The 24,405-nt window shown below is 61.0% G+C and carries 25 protein-coding genes and 1 tRNA gene; 12 read left to right on the forward strand and 14 right to left on the reverse strand.

The window, feature by feature from the left end; genetic code table 11:
* Positions 1–62 precede the first annotated feature (62 nt).
* Complete coding sequence (locus tag AC1RT4_RS16575) at positions 63–1,121, reverse strand: PDDEXK nuclease domain-containing protein (RefSeq protein ID WP_493086826.1); 1,059 nt, start codon at positions 1,119–1,121, stop codon at positions 63–65.
* A 261-nt stretch (positions 1,122–1,382) separates the two neighbouring features.
* Here AC1RT4_RS16575 and AC1RT4_RS16580 point away from each other — a divergent pair, with 261 nt between their 5' ends.
* Positions 1,383–1,832 carry a carboxypeptidase regulatory-like domain-containing protein gene (locus tag AC1RT4_RS16580; RefSeq protein ID WP_493086407.1) on the forward strand — a complete coding sequence of 150 codons (450 nt, stop codon included), beginning with the start codon at positions 1,383–1,385 and terminating at the stop codon, positions 1,830–1,832.
* 5 nt (positions 1,833–1,837) lie between these two features.
* Here the strand turns inward: AC1RT4_RS16580 and AC1RT4_RS16585 are convergent, their stop codons facing one another.
* The 5 genes from AC1RT4_RS16585 to AC1RT4_RS16605 form a co-directional block, all read right to left on the reverse strand.
* The gene (locus AC1RT4_RS16585) at positions 1,838–2,167 is read right to left on the reverse strand and encodes a hypothetical protein (RefSeq protein WP_493086409.1); all 330 of its coding nucleotides are present in this window, start codon (positions 2,165–2,167) and stop codon (positions 1,838–1,840) included.
* 137 nt (positions 2,168–2,304) lie between these two features.
* A tRNA-Phe gene (locus AC1RT4_RS16590) sits at positions 2,305–2,380 on the reverse strand.
* A 103-nt stretch (positions 2,381–2,483) separates the two neighbouring features.
* On the reverse strand, positions 2,484–2,756 hold the full coding sequence (locus tag AC1RT4_RS16595) for an oxidative damage protection protein (protein ID WP_007952551.1): 273 nt from the start codon (positions 2,754–2,756) through the stop codon (positions 2,484–2,486).
* The gene (gene mutY / locus AC1RT4_RS16600; protein ID WP_007952550.1) at positions 2,753–3,820 is read right to left on the reverse strand and encodes an A/G-specific adenine glycosylase; all 1,068 of its coding nucleotides are present in this window, start codon (positions 3,818–3,820) and stop codon (positions 2,753–2,755) included. The genes AC1RT4_RS16595 and mutY overlap by 4 nt, the downstream gene beginning before the upstream one ends.
* Positions 3,817–6,042: an AsmA family protein gene (locus AC1RT4_RS16605; protein WP_493086411.1), complete on the reverse strand. Its 2,226-nt coding sequence runs from the start codon at positions 6,040–6,042 to the stop codon at positions 3,817–3,819. Before AC1RT4_RS16605 ends, mutY begins: the two co-directional genes overlap by 4 nt.
* Positions 6,043–6,397: 355 nt before the next feature.
* Here AC1RT4_RS16605 and AC1RT4_RS16610 point away from each other — a divergent pair, with 355 nt between their 5' ends.
* The 7 genes from AC1RT4_RS16610 (at position 6,398) to AC1RT4_RS16640 (ending at position 12,358) form a co-directional block, all read left to right on the forward strand.
* The gene (locus tag AC1RT4_RS16610) at positions 6,398–8,062 is read left to right on the forward strand and encodes an OFA family MFS transporter (RefSeq protein WP_007952548.1); all 1,665 of its coding nucleotides are present in this window, start codon (positions 6,398–6,400) and stop codon (positions 8,060–8,062) included.
* Between the two features lie 270 nt (positions 8,063–8,332).
* Positions 8,333–8,926, forward strand: coding sequence for an imidazoleglycerol-phosphate dehydratase HisB (gene hisB, locus AC1RT4_RS16615; protein WP_007952547.1), 594 nt, complete (start codon positions 8,333–8,335; stop codon positions 8,924–8,926).
* Positions 8,926–9,564, forward strand: a complete 639-nt coding sequence (gene hisH, locus AC1RT4_RS16620; protein WP_007952546.1) for an imidazole glycerol phosphate synthase subunit HisH — start codon at positions 8,926–8,928, stop codon at positions 9,562–9,564. The genes hisB and hisH overlap by 1 nt, the downstream gene beginning before the upstream one ends.
* Positions 9,565–9,825, forward strand: coding sequence for a DUF2164 domain-containing protein (locus AC1RT4_RS16625; RefSeq protein ID WP_011332018.1), 261 nt, complete (start codon positions 9,565–9,567; stop codon positions 9,823–9,825).
* Between the two features lie 42 nt (positions 9,826–9,867).
* Complete coding sequence (hisA, locus tag AC1RT4_RS16630) at positions 9,868–10,605, forward strand: 1-(5-phosphoribosyl)-5-[(5-phosphoribosylamino)methylideneamino]imidazole-4-carboxamide isomerase (protein ID WP_003220753.1); 738 nt, start codon at positions 9,868–9,870, stop codon at positions 10,603–10,605.
* Positions 10,606–10,614: 9 nt separating this feature from the next.
* Complete coding sequence (gene hisF, locus AC1RT4_RS16635) at positions 10,615–11,385, forward strand: imidazole glycerol phosphate synthase subunit HisF (protein WP_493086415.1); 771 nt, start codon at positions 10,615–10,617, stop codon at positions 11,383–11,385.
* Positions 11,386–11,602: 217 nt separating this feature from the next.
* A complete protein-coding gene (locus tag AC1RT4_RS16640; protein ID WP_493086417.1) occupies positions 11,603–12,358 on the forward strand; it encodes a substrate-binding periplasmic protein in 756 nt (251 codons plus the stop codon).
* On the opposite strand, the gene AC1RT4_RS16645 is transcribed toward AC1RT4_RS16640, so the two are convergent.
* From AC1RT4_RS16645 to gpmI, 5 genes are all read right to left on the reverse strand, one after another.
* A complete protein-coding gene (locus AC1RT4_RS16645) occupies positions 12,339–13,727 on the reverse strand; it encodes a Vps62-related protein (RefSeq protein ID WP_493086419.1) in 1,389 nt (462 codons plus the stop codon). The two genes, AC1RT4_RS16640 and AC1RT4_RS16645, sit on opposite strands and share 20 nt — an antisense overlap.
* A 118-nt stretch (positions 13,728–13,845) precedes the next feature.
* Positions 13,846–14,622, reverse strand: a complete 777-nt coding sequence (locus AC1RT4_RS16650; RefSeq protein WP_493086421.1) for a divergent polysaccharide deacetylase family protein — start codon at positions 14,620–14,622, stop codon at positions 13,846–13,848.
* A 2-nt stretch (positions 14,623–14,624) separates the two neighbouring features.
* Entirely contained in the window at positions 14,625–15,944 is a 1,320-nt protein-coding gene (locus AC1RT4_RS16655; protein ID WP_459795509.1) for a S41 family peptidase, read from the reverse strand.
* Positions 15,945–15,977: 33 nt separating this feature from the next.
* Complete coding sequence (locus tag AC1RT4_RS16660) at positions 15,978–17,264, reverse strand: murein hydrolase activator EnvC family protein (RefSeq protein ID WP_115076224.1); 1,287 nt, start codon at positions 17,262–17,264, stop codon at positions 15,978–15,980.
* A gap of 136 nt (positions 17,265–17,400) precedes the next feature.
* Positions 17,401–18,927 carry a 2,3-bisphosphoglycerate-independent phosphoglycerate mutase gene (gene gpmI, locus AC1RT4_RS16665; RefSeq protein WP_493086424.1) on the reverse strand — a complete coding sequence of 509 codons (1,527 nt, stop codon included), beginning with the start codon at positions 18,925–18,927 and terminating at the stop codon, positions 17,401–17,403.
* 152 nt (positions 18,928–19,079) lie between these two features.
* On the opposite strand from gpmI, the gene AC1RT4_RS16670 reads away from it, so the two are divergent.
* The 3 genes from AC1RT4_RS16670 to secB are packed head-to-tail and all read left to right on the forward strand — an operon-like array spanning position 19,080 to position 20,292.
* Positions 19,080–19,493, forward strand: coding sequence for a rhodanese-like domain-containing protein (locus AC1RT4_RS16670; RefSeq protein ID WP_127796646.1), 414 nt, complete (start codon positions 19,080–19,082; stop codon positions 19,491–19,493).
* Between the two features lies 1 nt (position 19,494).
* Positions 19,495–19,749, forward strand: coding sequence for a glutaredoxin 3 (grxC, locus tag AC1RT4_RS16675; RefSeq protein ID WP_493086426.1), 255 nt, complete (start codon positions 19,495–19,497; stop codon positions 19,747–19,749).
* A gap of 57 nt (positions 19,750–19,806) precedes the next feature.
* Positions 19,807–20,292 (forward strand): protein-export chaperone SecB, encoded by a 486-nt coding sequence (gene secB, locus AC1RT4_RS16680; RefSeq protein WP_007909233.1) that lies wholly within the window; start codon positions 19,807–19,809, stop codon positions 20,290–20,292.
* A gap of 65 nt (positions 20,293–20,357) precedes the next feature.
* Here the strand turns inward: secB and AC1RT4_RS16685 are convergent, their stop codons facing one another.
* On the reverse strand, positions 20,358–20,813 hold the full coding sequence (locus AC1RT4_RS16685) for a tRNA (cytidine(34)-2'-O)-methyltransferase (protein ID WP_007952520.1): 456 nt from the start codon (positions 20,811–20,813) through the stop codon (positions 20,358–20,360).
* On the opposite strand from AC1RT4_RS16685, the gene AC1RT4_RS16690 reads away from it, so the two are divergent.
* The gene (locus AC1RT4_RS16690; protein WP_493086428.1) at positions 20,812–21,252 is read left to right on the forward strand and encodes a hypothetical protein; all 441 of its coding nucleotides are present in this window, start codon (positions 20,812–20,814) and stop codon (positions 21,250–21,252) included. The genes AC1RT4_RS16685 and AC1RT4_RS16690 overlap by 2 nt on opposite strands.
* A 410-nt stretch (positions 21,253–21,662) precedes the next feature.
* Here the strand turns inward: AC1RT4_RS16690 and ntrC are convergent, their stop codons facing one another.
* Both ntrC and glnL read right to left on the reverse strand, forming a co-directional pair.
* The gene (gene ntrC / locus AC1RT4_RS16695) at positions 21,663–23,099 is read right to left on the reverse strand and encodes a nitrogen regulation protein NR(I) (RefSeq protein WP_007952518.1); all 1,437 of its coding nucleotides are present in this window, start codon (positions 23,097–23,099) and stop codon (positions 21,663–21,665) included.
* Positions 23,096–24,181, reverse strand: a complete 1,086-nt coding sequence (glnL, locus tag AC1RT4_RS16700; protein ID WP_007952516.1) for a nitrogen regulation protein NR(II) — start codon at positions 24,179–24,181, stop codon at positions 23,096–23,098. The genes ntrC and glnL overlap by 4 nt, the downstream gene beginning before the upstream one ends.
* Positions 24,182–24,405 lie beyond the last annotated feature (224 nt).

Consider the following 24,405-nt stretch of genomic DNA (forward strand, 5'->3'; position numbering starts at 1 on the left):
GACCTTCGCGGAGTGGCTGCCAACGATAGTCCCAGCCAGCTCGGTGAACAATCCGTCGACGGTCAATCAGCCGTCTGTTCGCTCAAGCGCTCTTCCAGCCGCGTGTGTTCACGGTTCAACTCCGCGCGTAACTCCTCTTCACTCGGCAGTACCAGTTTGTAGCTGCTGGCGAACAGTTGTTCATTGCCCTTGAGGATCGTGTAGCGCGCAACCGATTCATTTTGCTGTGCGCAGAGAATGATCCCCACCGTTGGCCCGTCGCCCTCGCTGCGTTTGAGGTCGTCGTACATGCGGATGTACATGTCCATCTGGCCCACGTCGCGGGCGCTGAGTTTGCCGCGCTTCAGATCGAGGATGACGAAGCATTTGAGCAGGTAGTTGTAGAACACCAGGTCAATGTAAAAATCATCGTCGCCAGCGCTGATGCGTTGCTGGCGACCGACAAAAGCGAAGCCTTTGCCCAGCTCAAGGAGAAATCCCTGGAGCTGATCCATCAGGGCCTGTTCCAGTTCGGATTCTTGAAGTTTGCCCGGTGATGGCAGGCCGAGAAATTCCAGCAGGACGGGGTCGCGGATGAATTCCCGGGGATTGCTTTTCATCGCGGCAATGTTGGTCGCTGCCTCGGCGTAGACGTCGGTTTTGTCTCGGCTCATCAACAGACGTTCGTAGTAGAGCGTGTTGATCTGGCGATCAAGGGCGCGGCTTGACCAGTTTTGTGCAGCGGCTTCGTTCATGTACCACTGCCGGGCCGGTTCGCTTTCAATCCCCAATAGCTTGCGGTAGTGGGTCCAGCTCAATTCGTGACGCAGTGCGTCACGAATTGGAAATGCCTGATAAAACAAACGCATGTAGCGAAGGTTGGAAGAATCGAAGCCTTTCCCAAAGTCCGCAGTCAGCTCCTTCGCCAGCGTAGCCAGAAGCTGTTTTCCATACCCCGCACGCCGGGCACCCTGTTGCTCGAACTCGACAATGTGTCGCCCTATCTGCCAGCAGGTCTGGACCTGAATCGTGTCGACCGTTCGCAGCACTTTCTGCCGCGCCTCGCGTATCAGTTCGCCCAGGTCGCCCAGCAGCGAATCAATTTTTGGATCTTGCGTGTCAGCAGGTTTTAGTTGGCTCATCAGGTCTTCCGGCTCAGGGGGGAACAGAAGCAAGAGCATGCCAATTGCCTTGGCCTGGGGATGCCGGCCGCCTCTGATGCCACTGAAGGAAGAGTGGGCGGGTTTTGCGAGATCAGGCTGACGAACTCCGCGAACGAGGAGTACGGCGTGTAGTCCTTTTCGTATCAACCGCAACTCCCAATCGTTCTAAAACCCACTCCGCAAGACAAAATCTAAAAAGAGGTAACGATTGGGTTCCGCGAGAGCCCGGGAGTCGTCCTCATGAAACGCGTTCTTTCATTCGTGCTGCCCGTTGCCGCTGCTGCGGTGCTGCTGTTTCCGATCATGGCGCAGGCTGCGAGTCTGGAGCCGATCGACAGTTCCGCTGTGCAGGTTCAGCAGCAAGAGCAAAACGGTGTTCGCTATCTGGCCGGCGGGATTGGCGAAGATGAGTCGAAAGCCATTCAGCAATCCGCGGGCTACAACCTGCACATGACCTTCGCCGTCGGCATGCAAAACGAATACACCGCGGATGTCGATGTGATGATTCAGAAAGCCCCCGGCCAGACTGTGCTGACGCTGAATCAGACCGGGCCATTGGTCTACGTGCAGTTGCCACCCGGCAAATACACGGTCGTCGCGACCCGCAATGGTGAAACGCGCCGGGATGCGGCGGAAATTGGCGGCGGTGCTGCGCGCAATCTGGTGTTCCACTGGAACGACAACAGCTAGTGGCGTTACCGGTCGCGCCGGGATGGCGCGACCGTTGCCGTGCGGCCCAGCCAGATCAATAACCACGCGGCGCCCGACAGGAAGAGGGCCAGTAAGCAGTGGGTGAATACGGCAAACCAGAATTCGGCGGGTTGTGCGGTCAACGAATACATGGCGAAGCGTTTGCCGCGTGCCATGTTGCCGATGCGTCCCTGAATCAGACCGTCCACGGTTTCATAGGCGATCAGGCCGATACACAGGATCAGCACCAGGCCGAGCGCGATCATCAACCAGTCGGTGCGTTTTACGGGCGGCGCGGGATGGGGCAGGGGAGCGCGGGTTCTTTTCTGGTTCATCGCGGGGATGACCCTCTTCCGTAAGGGTTGAGCAACGTATCGCGAATTCCGGCCTGCAAGAAGGGCGGGATCGGGCCGTCATCAAATCGCAGGCATAAAAAAAACCCTGAATCTTGCGATTCAGGGTTTTCGGTATTTGGTGCCCAGAGACGGAATCGAACCGCCGACACGGGGATTTTCAATCCCCTGCTCTACCGACTGAGCTATCTGGGCAACGGGGCGCATTAAAAGGGTTTTTCGGATTTACGTCAAACACTTTTTTAAAATTTCTTAAATTAATTCCGTCGCTTACGATCCGAGCCCCAATTTTGCGGGTTTACTCTGCGGGCGGAACGTAGCCTTCGGCCTGAGCGTATTCCTCGCCGGAGAAGTACTTGTCCATTTCGCCCTGAAGAAATTTGCGGTCTTCGGCATTCATCATGTTCAGGCGTTTTTCGTTGATCAGCAGGGTCTGGTGTTTCTGCCAGTCGGCCCAGGCCTTGGCCGAGACGTGTTCAAAAATGTCCTGGCCCTTGGCGCCCGGGTACGGTGGGCGCTCCAGGCCTTCGAGTTGTTCTTTGTACTTGCGGCACATTACGGTGCGGGTCATGTCGACTCTCCTGCATTCAAGACGGCGGCCGCGCGTTCGAGCAAGGTCTTGACCGGGGCGGCGAGGCCCAGGCGCGGCGGGGTGGCGAGGTTATACCAGAGCCAGTCGGCCTCGGCCACGTGACCGCCGGCTTCCTGTACCTGAACCAGCCAGGGTTCGATGGACAGCTGGAAGTGGCTGAACGTGTGGACAAGGCTCGGCAGCGCCTGCTGCTCGCCCAGTTCCAGCGAGTGCTGCGCGGCGAGGTGTTGCAGGTCGTCGAGGTCGTCGAGTTCCGGCAGGCTCCACAAACCGCCCCACAATCCGCTGGACGGGCGGCGATAAAGCAGAATCGCGCCGTCCTCGTTGGCCAGCAGCGGCATCAGCGTGCGTTTCTGCGGGATGGCCTTGCGCGGCTTGGGGATCGGGTAACGCGTCTCCAGGCCCAGCATGTGCGCTTCGCAGCCTTTTTCCAGCGGACACAGCAGACAGCTCGGCTTGCTGCGGGTGCAGAGTGTGGCGCCCAGATCCATCATCGCCTGGGTGTAGGCGTTGACCCGATCCTGCGGCGTGAAGCGCTCGGCGTTGGCCCAGAGCTGCTTGGCGACCTTCGGCTCGCCGGGGTAGCCCTCCTGCGCGGTAAAGCGCGCCAGCACCCGTTTGACGTTGCCGTCGAGGATCGGCGCGCGCAGGCCCATGCTGATGCTGGCGATCGCACCGGCAGTGGACAGGCCGATGCCTGGCAAATCCGTGAGCTTCTCGACATCCCGGGGAAACTCGCCACCGTATTGGCTGACGACGATCTTCGCGGTCTTCTGCAAGTTGCGCGCGCGGGTGTAGTAACCCAGCCCGGTCCACAGATGCAGCACTTCGTCCTCCGGCGCTTCGGCCAGGGCTTCGACCGTCGGCAGCGCGGCCATGAAGCGGTCGAAGTAATTGAGCACGGTGCTGACCTGAGTCTGCTGCAACATGATCTCGGACACCCACACCCGGTACGGGTTGATGTTCTGTTGCCAGGGCAAATCATGGCGGCCGTGGCGGTCGAACCATTCCAGCACCGCCGTGGAAAACTGCTCCGCTCTCATCGCTTGAACAGCCCCTTCAATGCGTTTTTCAGTTCCGGGCTGACTTTGTCACCCAGTTTCTCGTCGATTTTTTCGCTGATCTTGTCGCCGGCCAGTTTGGTCGCGACCTGGCCCATGCGTTCGTTGTCCACGCGGCAGGCCTTGGCGCCCAGTTCCAGCGGGCCACGGCAACGCAGCGGCCATTCGATGCCGACGAATTTGTCGCCGACCTGGCAGGCCGGGTCCGGCATGGCGCTGGTGTCGCCTTCGACGATGATGCCGACGCGATAGTCCATGCCCAGCACCTTGAGGTCGATATCGCCGTCACCGTTGACGCTCATGCCGGGGATGCGCACTTTCAGGTCCGGGTTGCTGGCCACGCCGTTGCGGAAGGTCAGGTTGCCCTTGAGTTCCTGGAACGGCGTGTCCTTGCCGCGCGGCTCGCCGCTCAGGGATTTGCGGTTGAGGGTGGCGATGCCCTTGCACAGTTGTTGCTCAAGGTTGGCGTTGAGCAGCACGCCGTTGTTGATCACGAAATTGGCGTTGCCGTTGAGGGTTTCAATCAGCGCCTGCTGACTGTTTCCGCTGCCGGTGACGGTGCTGGTGAGATTGACCAGACCCTTGACCGGCGGATTCTTGCCCTGGCTTTCGAGGATTTTCTCTACCGGCACCCGGTTGATCCGGGTTTGCAGGTTCAGTACCGGCGCGGTCTGGCGTACGTCCAGCGTGCCCTTGGCTTCGAAGTCGCCGTTGTACAGCTCGCCGCGCAGGTTCTCCAGGGTCAGCAGGCCGCCCTGGCCGGTGGCTTTCAGTGCGGCGTTCTGGATTGGCAGCTTGTCGAGGGTCAACTGGCCGAAAGTCAGGTCGGCGTTTACGTCGAGCTTGCTCAGGCGCTCGACAGGGAACAGGCGCTCGGTGCTCCAGGCGCTTTTGCTCGGTTTTTCCGGCAGCGGTGTGCTGCCGGCACCGGCCATGGCATCGGCCTCGGTGCTGGCAACTTCGGCCTGACGGACCTGCGTGGCGTTATTGGCTTTTTCCGATTTCGGCGGCAGGTAGCGGTCGACGTTGAAGGTGTCGGCCTTGAGAACCGCCCGCAGCGATTGCTTGGCGAAATCTTCGACGGCGATGCGGCCGCTGAAGCTGCTGTCGTCGAGTTTCAGGTTGATGTTGTCCAACGCCACGCTGGTCGGCGTCGCGGCGACACGGCTGACCAGTTCAACCTTGCTCAGGCTGCCTTCGGCCATGGCCGGCAAGGTCTGACCGATGCTGTCGACGAATTTCGCCAGGTCGAACTGGGCGATGGAAATCCCGCCGGTGATCTGTGGCGTCTTGTCCAGGTCATTGGCCTTCAGTTCGCCGAGGGCACGCAGCTGATTGACCGAGAGCTTGATGCCGGTCCATTCGGCGACGTTGGCGGCCTTGTCCAGCAGCAGTTGGCCTTGGGCGGCGAAGGTCACGGTCTTGCCTTGCAGCGGATCGCCGGCGACTTCGCCGGACAGCTTCAGGTCTTCGAACTTGTAGCGTTGCAGGGCGCGTTCGAAGCGCAGCTCGCCGTTGAGTTCGGTGCGAACCCGCAGCACTGGCTGGTTGGTGCCGAGGAACGCGGTGGCCTTGACCGGGATGTTGGTTGAATCGTGAACAGCGCCGGTGCTCAACTGGATGCTTTCGGCGCTGAATTGCTTGCCGGTCAGTTCGTCGTTGTATTCCACGCGGGCGTTGTTGACGGTCAGGCTGTCGATGTCGAGGCGGATCGGCTGGGCCGGTTTTTCCGGTTGCGGGGTGGCCTCGGCTGCGGTCTCGGCTGTGGTGGTTGGCGCCGGGGCGCTGCCGGCCTTGGGCGGCACCTTGCCGATGTCTTCCCAGTTGCCGTGACCATTCTTGTCACGGTTCAGGCGCAGGTTCAGGCCTTCGACGCGCACGTCGCTCATCTGCACTTCGCGGCGCAGCAGCGGCAGCACGCGAACGGACAGGCCGAGCATCTGCAGGTCGGCGAACGGTTCGGCAGGTTTGGCCAGGGTCGCGACGCTGGCCTCGTGCAGTTCCAGGCCGAGCCACGGGAACAGGCTCCAGCCGATGTCGCCATTGAGCGTCAGCTCGATGTGGGCCTTGTCGCGGGCTATCTGGCGGATCTCGTCTTTGTAGTCGTTGGGATCAAACAGGTGGGTCAGGGCGAAGCCCGCCGCCACAATGATCAGCAACAGCCCGAGAAGTACCAGACCCAGGATTTTGCCGAACGCTTTCATGGGCGAGTCCTTGTAAGTAGTCGAATTCGTAATTTAGCCGGGGAGTATAGCGCTGCATCACCCCGCGCTGTTGCGGTGTCCCGTGCAGCCTGCTGAACCGTGATGTACAGCGCTTCGACAACGATCGGCATCGGGGTTCCCCGGCATCAGGAGATCAGATGACTCAAAAAAGGTGATATCAGTTTGGTTTTTCTGTCACGTGCAAATGGTAACCTTCGCCCGTTCGTCCGCCCATCTGCGACTTAACGTCGCGCTTTCAAGGAGCTTCACCCGCAAAAAACGGTCATGCCTGCGTGCATAAAGGCCGGGGGTGAGCAGTGGCTGGCGAACCATACTAATAATTGGGGGATACACAATGAGCACGACCATTACGGCGGACGGCCTCAAAGCCGATCAGCCCGGGTTCCTGTCCAAGGAACGCATCATCGCCAAGCCCGGTTTCAACCGTTGGCTGGTCCCGCCGGCCGCTCTGGCCATTCACCTGTGCATCGGCATGGCCTACGGCTTCTCGGTGTTCTGGTTGCCGCTGTCCAAGGCGCTTGGCGTAACCGCTCCGGTGGCTTGCGCACCGGACATGAGCTTCATCGCACAAGTCTTCTCGTCGCAATGCGACTGGCCGATCTCCATGCTCGGCTGGATCTACACCCTGTTCTTCATCTTCCTCGGCTGCTCGGCAGCGATCTGGGGGGGCTGGCTTGAACACGCAGGGCCGCGCAAGGCCGGCGTTGTATCGGCACTGTGCTGGTGCGGCGGGCTGCTGATTTCCGCACTGGGGATCTATACCCACCAGATCTGGCTGATGTGGATCGGCTCCGGCGTGATCGGCGGTATCGGTCTGGGCCTGGGCTACATTTCGCCGGTGTCGACCCTGATCAAGTGGTTCCCGGACAAGCGCGGCATGGCGACCGGCATGGCGATCATGGGCTTCGGCGGTGGCGCGATGGTCGGTGCTCCGCTGGCAACCGCTCTGATGAGCCATTTCGCTTCGCCGGCCGGCGTTGGCGTGTGGCAGAGCTTCGTGGCCATGGCCGCGATCTACTTCGTGTTCATGATCGGTGGCGCACTGGCCTACCGCGTACCGCCAACCGGCTGGAAGCCTGAAGGCTGGACCGCACCGGCGAAGAAAGCCTCGAACGCGATGATCACCCACCGTCACGTTCACGTGAATGTAGCGTGGAAAACTCCGCAATTCCGTCTGGTGTGGCTGGTGCTGTGCCTGAACGTGTCTGCCGGTATCGGCATCCTCGGCATGGCTTCGCCACTGTTGCAGGAAGTGTTCGGCGGCAAGCTGCTGGGTAACGATCTGCCGTTCGGTCAGCTGGACGCCGGTCAACTGGCTTCCATCGCTGCGATTGCGGCCGGTTTCACCGGCCTGCTGAGCTTGTTCAACATCGGTGGCCGTTTCTTCTGGGCATCGTTCTCGGACTACCTGGGCCGCAAGAACACTTACTTCGTGTTCTTCGCGCTGGGTTTTGCGCTGTACGCACTGATCCCGAACCTCGGTCACCTGGGCAACGTTGCGCTGTTCGTGGCGGCGTTCTGCATCATCCTGTCGATGTACGGCGGTGGTTTCGCGACCGTTCCGGCGTATCTGGCCGACCTGTTCGGTACGCAGATGGTGGGCGCGATCCACGGTCGTCTGCTGACTGCCTGGGCCGCCGCTGGCGTGCTGGGTCCGGTGCTGGTGAACTACCTGCGTGAGTATCAGCTGAGCATCGGCGTTGAACGCGCCGCCGCTTACGACATCACCCTGTACATCCTCGCCGGCCTGCTGGTGTTGGGTTTCCTGTGCAACCTGCTGGTGCGTCCGGTAGCCGACAAGTACTTCATGACCGACGCCGAACTGGCCGCCGAACAGGCGCTGGGCCACGACAAGGGTGCTGACGCCAGCACCGTGCTGGAGTGGAAAGCCGCGCCGGGCAGCAAGCCATTGGCGATCGCTGCGTGGCTGGTGGTGGGGATTCCGTTGGCGTGGGGTGTGTGGGTGACCCTGCAGAAGACGGCGGTTCTGTTCCACTAAGTAACCGTTAAAACGCAGAACCCCTGTGGGAGCGGGCTTGCCCGCGAAGGCGTCCGGTCAGTCGACATCACTGTTGGCTGATCCACCGCTTTCGCGAGCAAGCCCGCTCCCACATTTGTTTCCGGGTGCCTGTAATGGCTTGTATGGACATGTCTACCCGCGACAGTCGGGGCTTCTATCCGTCTGTCATATCACCTCTCGTGTTTCTGTTTCGGCCCCGCGCCCCTATAATGGCTGCCTTTTTCGCCCAATGATTTTGCGGAGCTGGTGATGGCCGAACGTAAGGCGTCTGTCGAGCGCGACACTCTGGAAACCCAGATCAAAGCCTCGATCAACCTTGATGGCACCGGAAAGGCCCGATTCAATATCGGTGTTCCTTTTCTTGAGCACATGCTGGATCAGATCGCCCGTCACGGGTTGATCGACCTGGATATCGAATGCAAGGGCGATCTGCATATCGACGACCACCATACGGTGGAAGACGTCGGTATCACCCTCGGCCAGGCCTTCGCGCAAGCCATTGGCGACAAGAAAGGCATCCGTCGCTACGGCCACGCCTACGTGCCGCTCGATGAAGCGCTGTCGCGCGTGGTGATCGACTTCTCCGGCCGCCCAGGCCTGCAGATGCACGTGCCGTACACCCGCGCCACCGTTGGCGGCTTCGACGTCGACCTGTTCCAGGAATTCTTCCAGGGCTTCGTCAACCACGCATTGGTCAGTCTGCACATCGACAACCTGCGCGGCACCAACACCCACCACCAGATCGAAACCGTGTTCAAGGCATTCGGCCGCGCGCTGCGCATGGCCGTAGAGCTGGATGACCGCATGGCCGGCCAGATGCCTTCGACCAAGGGCGTCCTGTAATGCAGACGGTTGCAGTTATCGATTACGGCATGGGCAACCTGCACTCGGTGGCCAAGGCCCTCGAGCACGTCGGTGCCGGCAAGGTGCTGATCACCAGCGATGCGGCAGTGATCCGCGAAGCTGACCGCGTGGTTTTTCCCGGTGTCGGCGCGATTCGCGATTGCATGGCGGAGATCCGTCGCCTCGGTTTCGATTCGCTGGTGCGTGAAGTCAGCCAGGATCGTCCGTTCCTCGGCATCTGCGTCGGCATGCAAGCCTTGCTCGACAGCAGCGAAGAGAACGACGGCGTCGACTGCATCGGCCTGTTCCCGGGCGCTGTGAAGTTCTTCGGCAAAGACCTGCATGAAGACGGCGAACACCTGAAAGTCCCGCACATGGGCTGGAACGAAGTGAAGCAGGCGGTGGATCACCCGCTGTGGCACAACATTCCGGACCTGGCGCGTTTCTATTTCGTGCACAGCTACTACATCGCCGCCGGTAATCCGCGTCAGGTGGTCGGCAGCGGTCATTACGGCGTCGATTTCGCTGCGGCGCTGGCCGAAGGTTCGCGTTTCGCCGTGCAGTTCCACCCGGAGAAAAGCCATACCCATGGCCTGCAATTGCTGCAGAACTTCGCTGCGTGGGACGGTCGCTGGTAAATGGCCGTCAAGAAATCCAAGCCGCCGATCCTGACCCTCACTCCCGAGCAGGAGAGCGAGGCCAACCGCAAGATTCAGCGGTTCATGGAGGATCGTTTCGAACTGGACCTGGGTTCGTTCGAGGCGGCGGAAATTCTTGAGCTGTTTACCCGCGAAATTGCTCCGCACTATTACAACAGGGCGATTTTCGATGTGCAGACCCACCTCAAGGAGCGGTTTGAAAGCATCGAAAGCGACCTGTGGGCGCTCGAGAAAAACTGATTTCCGAGCCAAGCTGAACATTCAAATTTGAAGGTTTGCCAGATGCTGATTATTCCCGCTATCGATCTTAAAGACGGTGCCTGTGTACGTCTGCGCCAGGGCCGCATGGAAGATTCCACAGTGTTCTCCGATGACCCGGTGAGCATGGCTGCCAAGTGGGTGGAGGGCGGTTGCCGCCGTCTGCATCTGGTCGACCTGAACGGCGCTTTCGAAGGCCAGCCGGTCAACGGCGAAGTGGTGACCGCGATCGCCAAGCGCTACCCGACCCTGCCGATCCAGATCGGCGGCGGCATCCGTTCGCTGGAAACCATCGAGCACTACGTCAAGGCGGGCGTGAGCTACGTGATCATCGGCACCAAAGCGGTGAAGGATCCGGCGTTCGTCGCTGAAGCCTGCCGCGCGTTCCCGGGCAAGATCATCGTCGGCCTCGATGCCAAAGACGGTTTTGTCGCCACCGATGGCTGGGCTGAAATCAGCACCGTGCAGGTCATTGATCTGGCCAAGCAGTTTGAAGCCGATGGCGTGTCCTCGATCGTTTATACCGACATCGCCAAAGACGGCATGATGCAGGGCTGCAACGTACCGTTCACCGCTGCGCTGGCTGCTGCCACCAAGATCCCGGTGATCGCTTCCGGCGGTATTCACAACCTGGGTGACATCAAGTCGCTGCTCGACGCCAAGGCACCGGGCATCATCGGCGCCATTACCGGCCGGGCGATCTACGAAGGCACTCTCGACGTCGCCGAAGCGCAAGCTTTCTGCGACTCGTACCAAGGCTGAGGACTGACCATGGCGCTGGCCAAACGCATCATCCCTTGCCTGGACGTGGATAACGGCCGGGTCGTCAAAGGTGTGAAGTTCGAGAACATCCGTGACGCCGGCGACCCGGTGGAAATCGCCCGTCGCTACGACGAGCAGGGTGCCGACGAGATTACCTTTCTCGACATCACCGCCAGCGTCGATGGTCGCGACACCACGCTGCACACCGTCGAGCGCATGGCCAGCCAGGTGTTCATCCCGCTGACCGTCGGCGGTGGCGTGCGGACCGTGCAGGACATCCGCAACCTGCTCAATGCCGGTGCTGACAAGGTGTCGATCAACACCGCTGCCGTGTTCAACCCGGAATTCGTCGGCGAAGCGGCGCAGCATTTCGGCTCGCAATGCATCGTCGTCGCCATCGACGCGAAGAAGGTTTCGGGCCCGGGCGAAACCCCGCGCTGGGAGATCTTCACCCACGGCGGTCGCAAACCGACCGGCCTCGATGCGGTCGAGTGGGCGAAGAAAATGGAAGGCCTGGGTGCCGGTGAAATCCTCCTGACCAGCATGGATCAGGACGGCATGAAAAACGGCTTCGACCTCGGCGTGACCCGCGCCATCAGCGACGCGCTGGGCATTCCGGTGATCGCGTCCGGCGGCGTCGGCAACCTGCAGCATCTGGCTGACGGCATTCTTGAAGGCCACGCCAGCGCAGTATTGGCGGCGAGTATTTTCCACTTCGGCGAATACACCGTTCAGGAAGCCAAGGCCTACATGGCCAAATGCGGCATCGTAATGCGTTAGGCTCTGCGCGAAAACTGCCTGCGCGACGATCATGCTGCGTTAAAAACAGGCTCGGAATGCTCATGTAGGTCCCCTACACTCCGCTTCCTCGCCTGTTTTTGCCTTGCCTGATCGCCGCTCGGCGAGTTTTCACGCAGACCCAAAACAATACAGGCCAGTGGACAGTATGGCGTACCCAAGGCACTCTTGGGCACGCCATGGATTTCGGTAGCCCGACATGATCAAACGCCTGCTTCTCGCCCTCGCCAGTGCCTCCGTGTTGTTGATCAACACCGGCCACGCCGAAGAAAGTCCCGACACCGATCTGGTGCTCCTCACCGAAAACTTCCCGCCGTACAACATGGCGAAGAACGGCAAGAATTTCGCCCAGGATGAAAACATCAACGGCATCGCCACGGACATCGTGCGCGAGATGTTCAAGCGTGCCGGCATCACTTACAGCCTGACCCTGCGCTTCCCTTGGGAACGGGTCTACAAGCTGGCGCTGGAGAATCCCGGTTACGGTGCGTTCGTCATGGCACGCCTGCCGGATCGCGAAAAGCTCTTCAAGTGGGTCGGCCCGATCGGCCCGGACGACTGGGTCATGCTGGCCAAGGCCGACAGCAAGATCACCCTCGAAACCCTCAATGACGCGCGCAAGTACAAGATCGGCGCCTACAAGGGCGATGCGATTGCCGAGACGTTGACCAAGCAGGGTCTGAAGCCGGTGGTGGTGCTGCGCGATCAGGACAACGCCAAGAAGCTTGTCAGCGGCCAGATCGACCTGTGGGCCACCGGCGATCCTGCCGGCCGTTATCTGGCGCGGCAGGATGGCGTGACCGGGTTGAAAACCGTGCTTCGCTTCAACAGCGCCGAACTGTATCTGGCGCTGAACAAGGACGTGCCGGATGCAACCGTTAGCCGATTGCAGGCTGAGCTGGATCAGATGCGCAAGGACGGTGTGGTCGATGAGATCATGGGGCGTTATTTGTGAGGACGTCTTCCTCTGTCGTCGGCTGAGGGGCAAGGCCGATATTGTTGCTGTCACTGTCTGAACGGCTTTCGCTTGCAGGTGGCTCTGTCGCCAGTTGCGGAGTGAAGGTCAGCGTGCTGTCGGTTTCTGGCGGATACTCGGTCAGGTAAAGGCTTTCATCATCGGTGTAACCCACGCTCACTGCTACATGAGTGCCGTCTGCGCGCCTCAACGTATAGACACTGTGTATTTGGTAGATCGCCACGGCCTTGTTTTTGGTGGCCATGGCGACGATGTCCAGTGGACGAGATTCACTCCAGCCGTCGGATGATGTCTCGCAGTAGGTAAAGTCCTTGTACAAATGCGCCGAGAACCGGATGGCATGGGCCGCGCTTGAAGGCATCGCTGGCCATGCTGTCGTCACTTCGATAGACGTTAGGCGGCTGAAAATCTGCCGCATCTGCGGGTTCTGGGCGCGAAATGCTTTCCACTTGAAAGGTCGTGGCAGATCACTTGTGTTGTGGCCGTGCCCCACCAGTACAAATTGATCCGAGCGTTCCAGATGGTAGAACGGGGAGGTAGATAATTGCTCGCCCGGAGACAGGTGATCGGTCACCGCGAACCACGGAATTCGCACGGTCTGTGTAACCCTGGCCGGTGCCAGTTCCGGTGGGGGTCCATACCCTGAGAGTTTCGGAGCCTCGGGTGCAGGTGCTGACTGCCGAGGAAGCTGCATTCGCAACGCATAGGCGGTGGAATTCACAGGTCTGGAGTGGCTCTGGACACCGAAGAATGTGCCCGGTGCAAAGTAGACTTCGCCCGAGGCAGCCTGCGGAGGATCAATGTGCCAGGCGCTGAAGTTCTGCCTCGCGCCACTGCCTCTATCGTTCCAGATCAAACTGCCGACGGTTGCGACCATGACCAGATCTTCCCGGACACAGCGAATCGCATTGAGTAATGGCTTGTCGCGACCGTTGGAGCAGACAAGTCCCATGGCCACATAGCCGGGAGGAGGGATCGGGCGCCATACCGTGCAGTCGGCGGCGGCTCCGGAGTTGGAGTCCCTCCAGACTTTTTCATAGTCCGTGGGTGGGCTGAGTGCTTTGCTCCGGGAAGCGTCGTCACCTTGTAGCTCGCCTTCACAGACGACGGCCACGATTCTGTTTCCGTTGATATTCTCATATCCGGTCACGGCCATATCCCCAAGCGGGAAGTACCCCGGCAGCAGATCAGGAGCGGGGGTCGGGCGCCAAAAGCTTCCAACCGAAGAGTCGGAGCCCCGGCTGTCCCAGATACGGTGGAATTCGCTGGTGAAATTGATCAGCAGATTGCCGAATTTTATCGATTCCATTCGCCGGGCAGGCAATGTGTTGCTGTCGTTGTCAGCCATAGTCAGTCCTGAAGTTTGAAAGGCGACTCGGAGGAGTCGCTGACAGTTGCAGGGCTGACTATCCAGAATTGGGCGAGTCGTCAGGCAATAACTATGTGTGGCGGTTGTATCAGGGTGTTTATCGGTAGACGCCATCTTTGCCGTGCGCGGCTGTAGCGCGATTGCTGCGCACGCTGATCATCTGCTTGATGTCGATCCACTCGATGCCTTGAGCTTTCAACTTCGGCAGCTCTCGCTCCAGCACGGCAAGGGTCTGCGGGTACGGATGGCCGATCATCACCGCCGAACCCTGCTTGTGCGCCAAATTGATTGCGGACTGCAACTGATCGTAGATCGCCGCTTCGGTACGCTCATCATCGAGAAACACATCCCGCGAAACGCTCGCCAGATCGATCTTCTGTGCCTGCTGAGCCGCGACGGTCTGGGCGCTGGTGCGACTGTCGACAAAGAACTTGTGGCGGCGCTGCAACTCGCCCATCAACCACGCCATGGCCACCGGCTGCGCAGTCATGCGGCTGCCCATGTGGTTGTTGATGCCGGCGGTGTAGGGGACCATTTTGAACGCAGCGTTCAGGCGTTTCTCGAGTTCTTCGATGGGCAGTTCAGGATGCCAGGCGAACGGGCCGGTGGCCGGGTCCATGGGCATGTGCAGGATCACGATCTTGCCGGCGCGATGGGCTTCGCGGGCGAATTCGGTGGCGTGCGGGGTGTCGGGCATGATCGCGGTGGTGACCGGCCCGGGGAGGGCCAGCACGCGACGATCCCGGGGCAGGTTCTGCCCCAGGTCGTCGATGATCAGTGTCAGGTAGGCTTTTTGAGGTGTTGGTCTGGCAGGTTCTGCGTGAGCAGCACCCGCCAGACAGCACAGCAGGATAAAGACGAAACGCAAAGACATCCTCAACGGCCGGACGTGATGCTCAGGCCTTTGAGCAGGCTCAGGGCCTGGGCCAGCTGGTAATCGTCATCCTGCGGCATCGCCTTGGCCTTGCCGCCGGAGCCGGTCGGTTTGTCCGCGCCGCCGTTGCCGTTGCCCAGGTGACCTTGCAGGTCGGCTTCCTTGAAGTAATCGCTGTCCGCCTCGTTGGTGATCTTGGCGCGGCGCACTTCGATGTCCGGGACGATGCCCTGGGCCTGGATCGAGCGGCCGTTCGGCGTGAAATACAGCGCAGTGGTGATCTTCAGCGCGCGGTCGTTGTTCAGCGGCAGCACGGTCTGCACCGAGCCCTTGCCGAAACTGGTGGTGCCCATGACCACGGCGCGTTTCTGATCCTGCAGGGCGCCGGCGACGATTTCCGAGGCCGAGGCACTGCCACCGTTGATCAGCACGACCATCGGCACGGCTTCGCTTTCGTCCTTGCCGGTGGCGGAGAAGCGCAGTTCGGAATTGGCGATCCGGCCCTTGGTGTAGACGATCAGGCCTTTGGTGATGAAGTGGTCGACCACTTCCACCGCTGCCTGCAACACGCCGCCCGGGTTGTTGCGCAGGTCGAGGATGATGCCGTTGAGCTTCTTGCCGTTGTCCTTGCGCAGCTTGGCCAGGGCCTTGGAGACCTCTTCGCCGGTCTTGACCTGGAACTGGGTAATGCGGATCAGGCCGTAGCCCGATTCCAGCAGTTGCGCCTTGACGCTCTTCACCTGGATCACGGCGCGAGCGAGAGTCACGTCGAACGGCGTACCGCCGTCGCGCACCAGGGTCAGGGTGATTTTCTGGCCGATCTTGCCGCGCATCTTGTCCACGGCTTCGGTCATGGTCTGGCCGCGGGTTGGCGCGCCGTTGATCTTGACGATGAAGTCGCCGGCCTGGATGCCGGCCTTCGATGCTGGCGTATCGTCGATCGGCGACACGACCTTGATGAAGCCGTCTTCGGCGCCGACTTCGATACCCAGGCCGCCGAACTCACCGCTGGTGCTTTCCTGCAACTCGGTGAAGTCTTCAGGGCCGAGGTAGGCGGAGTGCGGATCGAGGTTGCTGAGCATGCCCTTGATCGCGTTTTCCAGCAGGGTCTTGTCGTCCACCGGCTCGACATAGGCCGCCTTGATCCGGTCCATGACCTCGGCAAAGGTGCGCAGCTCTTCCAGCGGCAACGGCGCCTTGCTGGTGGCGGCAGTGCCTGCCGGAGCGACAGCCGGGGCCGGTTGAGCGGCAAACGCCAGAGGCGCGCCGATCACCAGGGCGATCGTCAGGGCCAGCGAGGTAAGACGGGACAAATGCAGCATGTCGAACGAACTCCTAATATCGGTAACTCACGCCTATCCTTGCGCGCGGCACCATTGCGCCGGATCACTCGGGTGACCCTGCTGACGAATTGCGAAATACAGCGCTGGTGTGTCCTGACCGCCACTGTTACCCACAGTGGAGATGGACTCACCGGCTTTTACCACGTCACCCGCCGACTTCAGCAGCGTCTGGTTGTGACCGTAAAGACTCAGAAAACCGTTGCCGTGATCGAGGATCACCAGCAGCCCGGCACCGCGCAGCCAGTCGGCAAACACCACGCGCCCGCCGTGTACGGCATGCACCTGGCTGCCGGCGGAGGCGCTGATCATCACGCCGTCCCACTTGGTACGGGCATCGTCACCACGGGTTTCACCGAAGCGTGCCAGCAGTCGACCATCAACCGGCCATGGAAGTTTTCCCCGACTTGACGCAAAAGGGCCACCGAAGGTCTCGCCGCCGCTGGACACCAGGGCGCCGGGAGTCGATCTGACCGGTTTGCGTGGGGCGTCGGTGTTTTCCGCCTCGGCCTCACGCAAGCGCTTTTTTTCGGCTTCCTGCTGGGCGATGAGCGCTTTCTGTCGCGCTTCTTCTGCCTCACGAGCCTGGCGGGCCAGGGTTTCTTCAATGGTTTTAAGGACTTTAGACAGGTCTGCCTGATCCTGCTCGCGGGCGGCCAGTTTCTGGTCCCGGGCTTTCACGTCGTCATTGAGTTTGGCAAGGGCCTGCTGGCGTTCCTTGCGGACCTTGTCGAGCGCTTCACGCTGAGTGTCGAGATCGCTTTGCTGCACCAGCAATTGCGCCTGCTGCAAGCCGATGTCCTTTTCGACATTGGCCAGTTGGCGCAGGGTTTCGTTGAAGCTTTTCAGCTGCTCTAGGCGAGCCTGGCTCAGGTAGTCGTAATAGGTGAGGGTGCGGGCGAATTTCTCGGGATTCTGCTGGTTGAGCAGCAGCTTGAGGTATTCCTGGCGACCGTTCTGGTAGGCAGCGCGGGCCTGGATGGCGATCAGTCGTTGCTGTTCAGTGCGCGCGCTCTGGAGTTTTTTTTTCTCCGCATCGAGCCGCTGCAGCTCGGATTCGCTTTTCTTCAGCTCTTTCTGCAGGGCTTCGACCTGTTTCTCGAGCTTGCCCATCTCGGTTTCGGTGCCCTTGAGCTCCTTTTGCACGCCGGATTTTTCTTCCTGGAGCTTGCCCAGCAGTTTTTTCAGCTCGGCGATGTCCTGGCGCGTGGCGTCCAGTTGCTGTTGGGTTTGCGCGCGCTCATCCGCGAAGGCCGGTTGGAGCAGGCATGTCAGAGCGAGGGCGATCAGGACGCGAAGCATAGAGGCGGGCGGCACCAGGGTAAGGGACGGCCTAGTATGCCCGCCCGACGCGGCAAAAAAAACGCCTCAAAGCCAACTGCTTTGAGGCGTTCGTCATAAAAAGCCGTTTCAGGCTGATTACAGGGCGTTTTTGATATCAGACCAGAATCGAAGTGCCAGTCATTTCCGCCGGTTTTTCCAGACCCAGCAGTTTCAGCATGGTCGGCGCCACGTCCGCCAGCACGCCGCCTTCGCGGACTTTCAGGTCGCGCTTGCCGACATAGATGAACGGCACCGGCTCGGTGGTATGCGCGGTGTGCGCCTGGCCGGTGGATTCGTCGGCCATCTGCTCGACGTTACCGTGGTCGGCAGTGATCAGCGCTTCGCCGCCGACTTTTTCCAGTGCTTCGACGATGCGGCCGACGCAGGTGTCCAGGCATTCAACGGCTTTCACCGCGGCTTCAAAGACGCCGCTATGGCCGACCATGTCGCCGTTGGCGTAGTTGACCACGATCACGTCGTAGCGCTGGTTCTCGATGGCCTCGACGATGCGGTCGGTGACTTCCGGCGCGCTCATTTCCGGCTGCAAGTCATAGGTGGCGACTTTCGGCGACGGGATCAGGATGCGTTCTTCGCCCGGGAACGGTTCTTCACGACCGCCGGAGAAGAAGAAGGTCACGTGGGCGTATTTCTCGGTTTCGGCGATGCGCAGCTGGGTCTTGCCGTTTTTCGCCAAATAGTCGCCGAGCACGTTTTCCAGGCTACCCGGGGCAAAGGCTGCGGGGGCCGGGATGCTGGCGGCGTATTGGGTCAGGCCCACGTACTGCACTTTTGGCTGACGTGTGCGCTCGAATTCCTTGAAACCGTCTTCGACAAACACGCGGCTCAGCTCGCGGGCGCGGTCGGCGCGGAAGTTCATGAACACCACGGCGTCGCCGTCTTCGACTTTTACCGGCTCACCGATGCTGGTGGCTTTGACGAATTCGTCGCTCTCGCCACGGGCGTAAGCGGCTTCCAGACCTTCCTGGGCGGTGGTGGCGTTGAACTCGCCGTTGCCATCAACGATCAGGTTGTAGGCCTGGGACACGCGGTCCCAACGGTTGTCGCGATCCATGGCGTAGTAGCGGCCGATCAGGCTGGCGATGCGGCCCTTGCCGAGCGCCTGGAAGGTCGCGTCGAGCAGTTCGATCGACGAGGCAGCGCTCTTCGGCGGGGTGTCACGGCCATCGAGGAAGGCGTGCAGGTAGATTTTTTCGGCGCCGCGCTTGAAGGCCAGTTCGGCCATGGCGATCAGGTGATCCTGGTGGCTGTGAACGCCGCCATCCGACAGCAGGCCCATGAAGTGCACGGCCTTGCCGGCGGCCACGGCCTTGTCCACGGCGGCGCAGATGGTCGGGTTCTCGAAAAACTCGCCGTCGCGGATCGCTTTGGTCACACGAGTGAAGTCCTGATACACCACGCGCCCGGCGCCGAGGTTCATGTGGCCGACTTCGGAGTTGCCCATCTGGCCGTCCGGCAGACCGACGTCCATGCCGCTGCCCGAGATCAAGCCGTTCGGCACGGTGGCCCACAGGCGATCCAGCACAGGCTTTTTGGCCGCATAGACGGCGTTGGATTCGGGGCTGTCGCTGTGACCGAAGCCGTCGAGAATCATCAGGACCAAAGGTTTAGGCGTGGTAGTCATGGAATCCACTCGTGGCTAATAAGAAGAGGGCGATGGAAAAGGGAGTTGGAGTTTAAAGCGAAGTTCCGGCGGCGTCACCGCCGGACGGGGTTTGGCCGACCATAGTGGCTGTGTATACTGGCCGACATTTTAACGCCCTGGAACCTCCTTCGATGGTTGCTCACCTGATTGAATTTGCCACTAACCACTACATTCTTGTCGGTATCTTCGTCGTACTGCTGGCTTTGCTGCTGGCGCATACGGTGCAGGGCGGCGGTAAAAGCCTGAGCACGGGCGAACTGACCGCACTGGTCAACAAGGAAGCCGGCGTGGTGGTGGACATCCGTCCGAGCAAGGACTACGCCGCCGGTCACATCGTTGGCGCGGTGAACATTCCCCAGGACAAACTGACCGCCCGCATCGGCGAGCTGGAAAAGCACAAGGCCAAGACCATCATTCTGGTCGACGCCCTGGGCCAGACCGCCGGCACCCACGCCCGCGAACTGATGAAGGCCGGCTTCACCGCCGCCAAGCTGTCCGGCGGGATTTCCAGCTGGAAAGGCGACAACCTGCCGTTGGTGAAGTGACATGAGCGACGTCATCGTCTACTCCAGCGATTACTGCCCTTACTGCTCGCGCGCCAAGTACCTGCTCGCGAACAAAGGCGTGGACTTCGAAGAGATCAAGGTCGATGGCAAGCCGCAGGTGCGCGCCGCCATGGCCCAGAAGGCCGGACGCACGTCCGTGCCGCAGATCTGGATCGGCGACACCCACATCGGCGGATGTGATGATTTGTATGCCCTGGAACGCGCCGGCAAGCTCGACGCGCTGCTCAAGGCCTGAACTGCTGCACCTGCAAACCAAGAACCCTAAAAGACCCAAGATCAGAAAGGATCTGAGATGACTGACCAACAGAACACTGCAGCCAGCGAAGAAGAAACCGCACCGCAATTCTCCTTGCAGCGCATCTACGTACGCGACCTGTCCTTCGAAGCCCCGAAAAGCCCGGCGATCTTCCGCCAGCAGTGGGATCCGGCGGTCGCTCTGGATCTGAACACCCGCCAGAAAGCCCTGGAAGGTGATTTCTACGAAGTCGTGCTGACCCTGTCCGTCACCGTGAAAAACGGTGAAGAAGTGGCCTTCATCGCTGAAGTGCAACAGGCCGGCATCTTCCTGATCAAGAACCTGGACGCGGCTTCGATGAGCCACACCCTGGGTGCGTTCTGCCCGAACATCCTGTTCCCGTACGCTCGCGAAACCCTGGACAGCCTGGTGACCCGCGGTTCGTTCCCGGCCCTGATGCTGGCTCCGGTGAACTTCGACGCCCTGTACGCGCAAGAGCTGCAGCGCATGCAGGAATCCGGCGAGACCCCGACCGTTCAGTAAGCGGTCGATGCAACAACGAAAAAAGCGCCGTTACAGGCGCTTTTTTCTTGGGCGATCGAAGGGTGTTACTTGAAGTCGTTCTGCCGCCACGCTTCGTACACGGCCACCGCCACGGTGTTGGACAGGTTCAGGCTGCGGCAGCCTTCGCGCATCGGCAGGCGCAGGCGCTGTTCGCCGGGCAGGGCATCGAGCACTTCCGGCGGCAGGCCACGGCTTTCCGGGCCGAAGATGAACGCATCGCCGGGGACGAACGCGGCATCGTGAAACGGCCGCGAACCCTTGGTGGTGAAGGCGAACAGCCGTGGATGACCGAGGCTTTCCAGGCAGCTGGCGAGGTCGGCATGGCGCTGCAAAGTGGCATACTCGTGGTAGTCGAGACCGGCGCGGCGCAGACGCTTGTCGTCCATCTCGAATCCCAGCGGTTCGATCAAATGCAGGTGGCAGCCGCTGTTGGCGCACAGCCTGATAACGTTGCCGGTGTTCGGCGGAATTTCCGGTTGAAAAAGGATGACGTGAAACATGCACGGCTCCGAAGGTAAAGATGACGCGCATTCTACGCCGCAAGCGGATCCGCGTTCGAAACTATTCCCGCGGGTGATCGCTTCACTGGCGATCGTCGGTGTGATGGTCGGGTTGATGATCGGCCGATTGACCACGCCTGACCCAACCGTCTTGCAGCAGGTCGAGGTGATCGATGGGGGGCTGGCGGTGTGGTTCAACAACGAGCCGAAGCTGCACGGCGAGATCGTCGATGGCAGCCTCGCGTTGCTGTTCGAGGCTGAAGGCAAGGCGCAGAAAGGCCAGCTCAAGTTCAACGGCAAGGACGTGAACTGGCGGACGCGGTTGAGTGACGGGGGATTGTTGCTGACGCTGGTGGCGGCGCGGCCGCTGCAGGGCGATTGGGCCGGCCAGGCGGTCGATGACCGCTGGCGGCTGGAGATCCATCTCCGGGAACAATAAAAGAGGGAATCCCCGGCCTGCCTGTACCAAGGTTCCCGAAACGGGCGGGCTCATCGCATCGCGTTCTGAGCCGGTGTAAAGAAGGAACCCCTGACCTGCCTGTATCAAGGGCCCCAAAAGGGTGGACTCGCTGAGTCCGGTGTAAAGAGGGGAATCCCCGGCCTGCCTGTACCAAGGCCCCCGAAAGGGTGGGTGAATCGAATCACCTGATGGAGTTATTGCAGGGGGCGTGCCAGGTTTTCGCGTTTTGAAACAAAAAGGCCCTGCACAATGACGAAGGCCCCGTAACACGGGGCCTTCGTCTTTTCACAGGACGGGATTTTCAGCGGTTTACAGTGCAAGCCTGAGCCAGTGGCTGTGCCCGATTACGGGTCACGGTGCCTTGCGGCGGTGCAGGCTGGCGCTGAATCTCATCCTTCATCGCCCTCATCGTCATCCCCGCCATCGACCTTCATGCCGAGTTCCTTGATCTTGCGGGTCAAGGTGTTCCGGCCCCAGCCCAGCAGGACCGCAGCGTCACGACGACGTCCGGCGGTGTGCTTGAGTGCCGTCTCGATCATGATCCGCTCGAACGCCGGAACTGCGCTGTCGAGCAGGCTCGACTGACCACGCGCCAGGGCCTGATCGGCCCACTGACGCAGCGCCTGTTCCCAGTTGGTCACCGGCGCCGAGTCCTGTGGCAGGCTCAGCAGTTCCGGCGGCAGGTCGCTGATGTGCACTTCGCGTCCGGACGCCATCACGGTGATCCAGCGGCAGGTGTTTTCCAGCTGGCGCACGTTGCCCGGCCACGGCAGGTTCTTCAGGTATTCCTCGGTCTCGCTTTTCAGCAGCTTCGGCTCCACCGCCAATTCTTGCGCGGCGCGGCTGAGGAAGTGTTTGGCCAGGGTCGGGATGTCTTCGCGACGGTCCGACAGGCGCGGGATGTGGATGCGGATCACGTTGAGGCGGTGGAACAAGTCCTCACGGAATTTCCCGGCGTGAACCAGGGTTTCCAGATTCTGGTGAGTCGCGGCGATGATCCGCACATCGACCTTGACCGGCACATGCCCGCCGACGCGATAGAACTCGCCATCGGCCAGCACCCGCAGCAGTCGGGTCTGGGTGTCCGCCGGCATGTCGCCGATTTCATCGAGGAACAGCGTGCCGCCGTCGGCCTGTTCGAAACGGCCGCGACGCAGGTTGGCCGCGCCGGTGAAGGCGCCTTTCTCGTGGCCGAACAGCTCGGATTCCATCAGGTCTTTCGGGATCGCCGCCATGTTCAGTGCGATGAACGGCGAGGCCGCGCGCGGGCTGTGGCGGTGCAGGGCGTGGGCCACCAGTTCTTTACCGGTGCCGGATTCGCCGTTGATCAGCACGGTGATGTTGGAGTGGCTCAGGCGCCCGATGGCGCGAAACACTTCCTGCATCGCCGGCGCTTCGCCGATGATTTCCGGGGTGCGGGTCAGGGTCGGGGCGACTTCCAGACCCTGTTGTTCCTGGGCGTGCTGATTGGCGCGCTTGACCAGTGACACCGCTTCGTCGACATCGAACGGCTTGGGCAGGTACTCGAACGCGCCACCCTGATAGGAGGCGACAGCGCTGTCCAGATCGGAGTGAGCGGTCATGATGATCACCGGCAAGCGCGGGTGCTGCTCGCGGATCCGCGCCAGCAGGTCCAGGCCGCTGGCACCGGGCATGCGGATATCGGAGATGATCACGTCCGGCTGCTGGCGCGCGAGGCGGCTCATCACGCCATCGGCACTGTCGAAGCTCTGGGTGGTCATGCCTTCCTGTTGCAGGGCTTTTTCCAGAACCCAACGGATAGAACGGTCGTCATCGACGATCCACACGGTTTCACTACGGCTCATGTCGATGTGGCTCCTTGTTCCAGTGGCAGAAAGATCGAAAACGTGGTGTGGCCGGGGTGGCTGTCACACTCGATCAGGCCCTGGTGCTGGCTGATGATGTTCTGGGTGATGGCCAGGCCCAGCCCGGTACCGTCCGGACGGCCGCTGACCATGGGAAAGAAGATGGTTTCCTGGAGTTCCGCCGGAATGCCCGGGCCGTTGTCGATGATCTCGATTTTGGTCACCAGGCGATGGCGGACGTGGCCGATGGTGAACTGGCGCATGGCGCGGGTGCGCAGGCTGATGCGGCCCAGGCGCAGCTCGTTCTGGCTGCTGATGGCCTGCATCGCGTTGCGCACGATGTTCAGCACCGCCTGAATCATTTGTTCGCGATCGATCAGGACGTCGGGAATGCTCGGGTCGTAATCGCGCACCAGCGTGATGCAGCCCTGGCTTTCGGCCTCGACCAGTTGGCAGACGCGCTCCAGCACTTCGTGGACATTGCACAACGCCAGCGACGGCAGTTTGTTCGAGCCGAGCATGCGGTCGACCAGATTGCGCAGGCGGTCGGCCTCTTCGATGATCACGTTGGTGTAGTCGCGCAGGCTGTCTTCCGGCAGTTCCCGGGCCAGCAACTGCGCGGCACCGCGGATGCCGCCCAGCGGATTCTTGATCTCGTGGGCCAGGCCGCGCACCAGCATCTTGCTGGTTTCCTGCTTCGACAGTTGCGCCTCTTCCTTGGTGATCCGCAACAGGCGGTCACGGGGATGCACTTCCAGCAGAAGCAGGGTCGCGCCGTTGCTGAGGATCGGCGTCACCGCGTAATCCACGGTCAAGGTCTGGCCGGTGAGGGCGGTGAGCATCGCTTCGCGCTTGGTGAACGGGTGCGCCTGCTCCACCGCCTGGCGCAACGAATTGAGCGCCTCGGTGGACTCGGTGAACAGCTCGCTGATGAACTGCCCATGGCTGCGCTGGCCGCTGATGGCCAGCAGCATCTCCGCCGCCGGGTTCATGTACTCGAGGCGCAATTCGCTGTCGAGCAGGATGGTGGCGGTGGTCAGGTTGTCGAGTAGCAAGCGATGCAGTGCGTCACTGATGGTCATGAGGACCTCTTTTGGAGCATGGCGCGCGCAGGGATACAGCGCTGATGCGAGGAAAATGCAAAAACCAAACCAAGGCTCCGAAAAGAAGCGTTCAACCCCTGAAACGGGCGTTTGACGCTCGTTTGCGTGGCAGTCAAACCGCTCTGTCGGGTACTTTCGAACCAAAATGGGTTGGAATGTGAGTACGGTGCAGTGTATTGCACCAATATAGTGCGCAAAGCTGA

The organism is Pseudomonas sp. GW821-FHT11D10 (assembly GCF_058808435.1).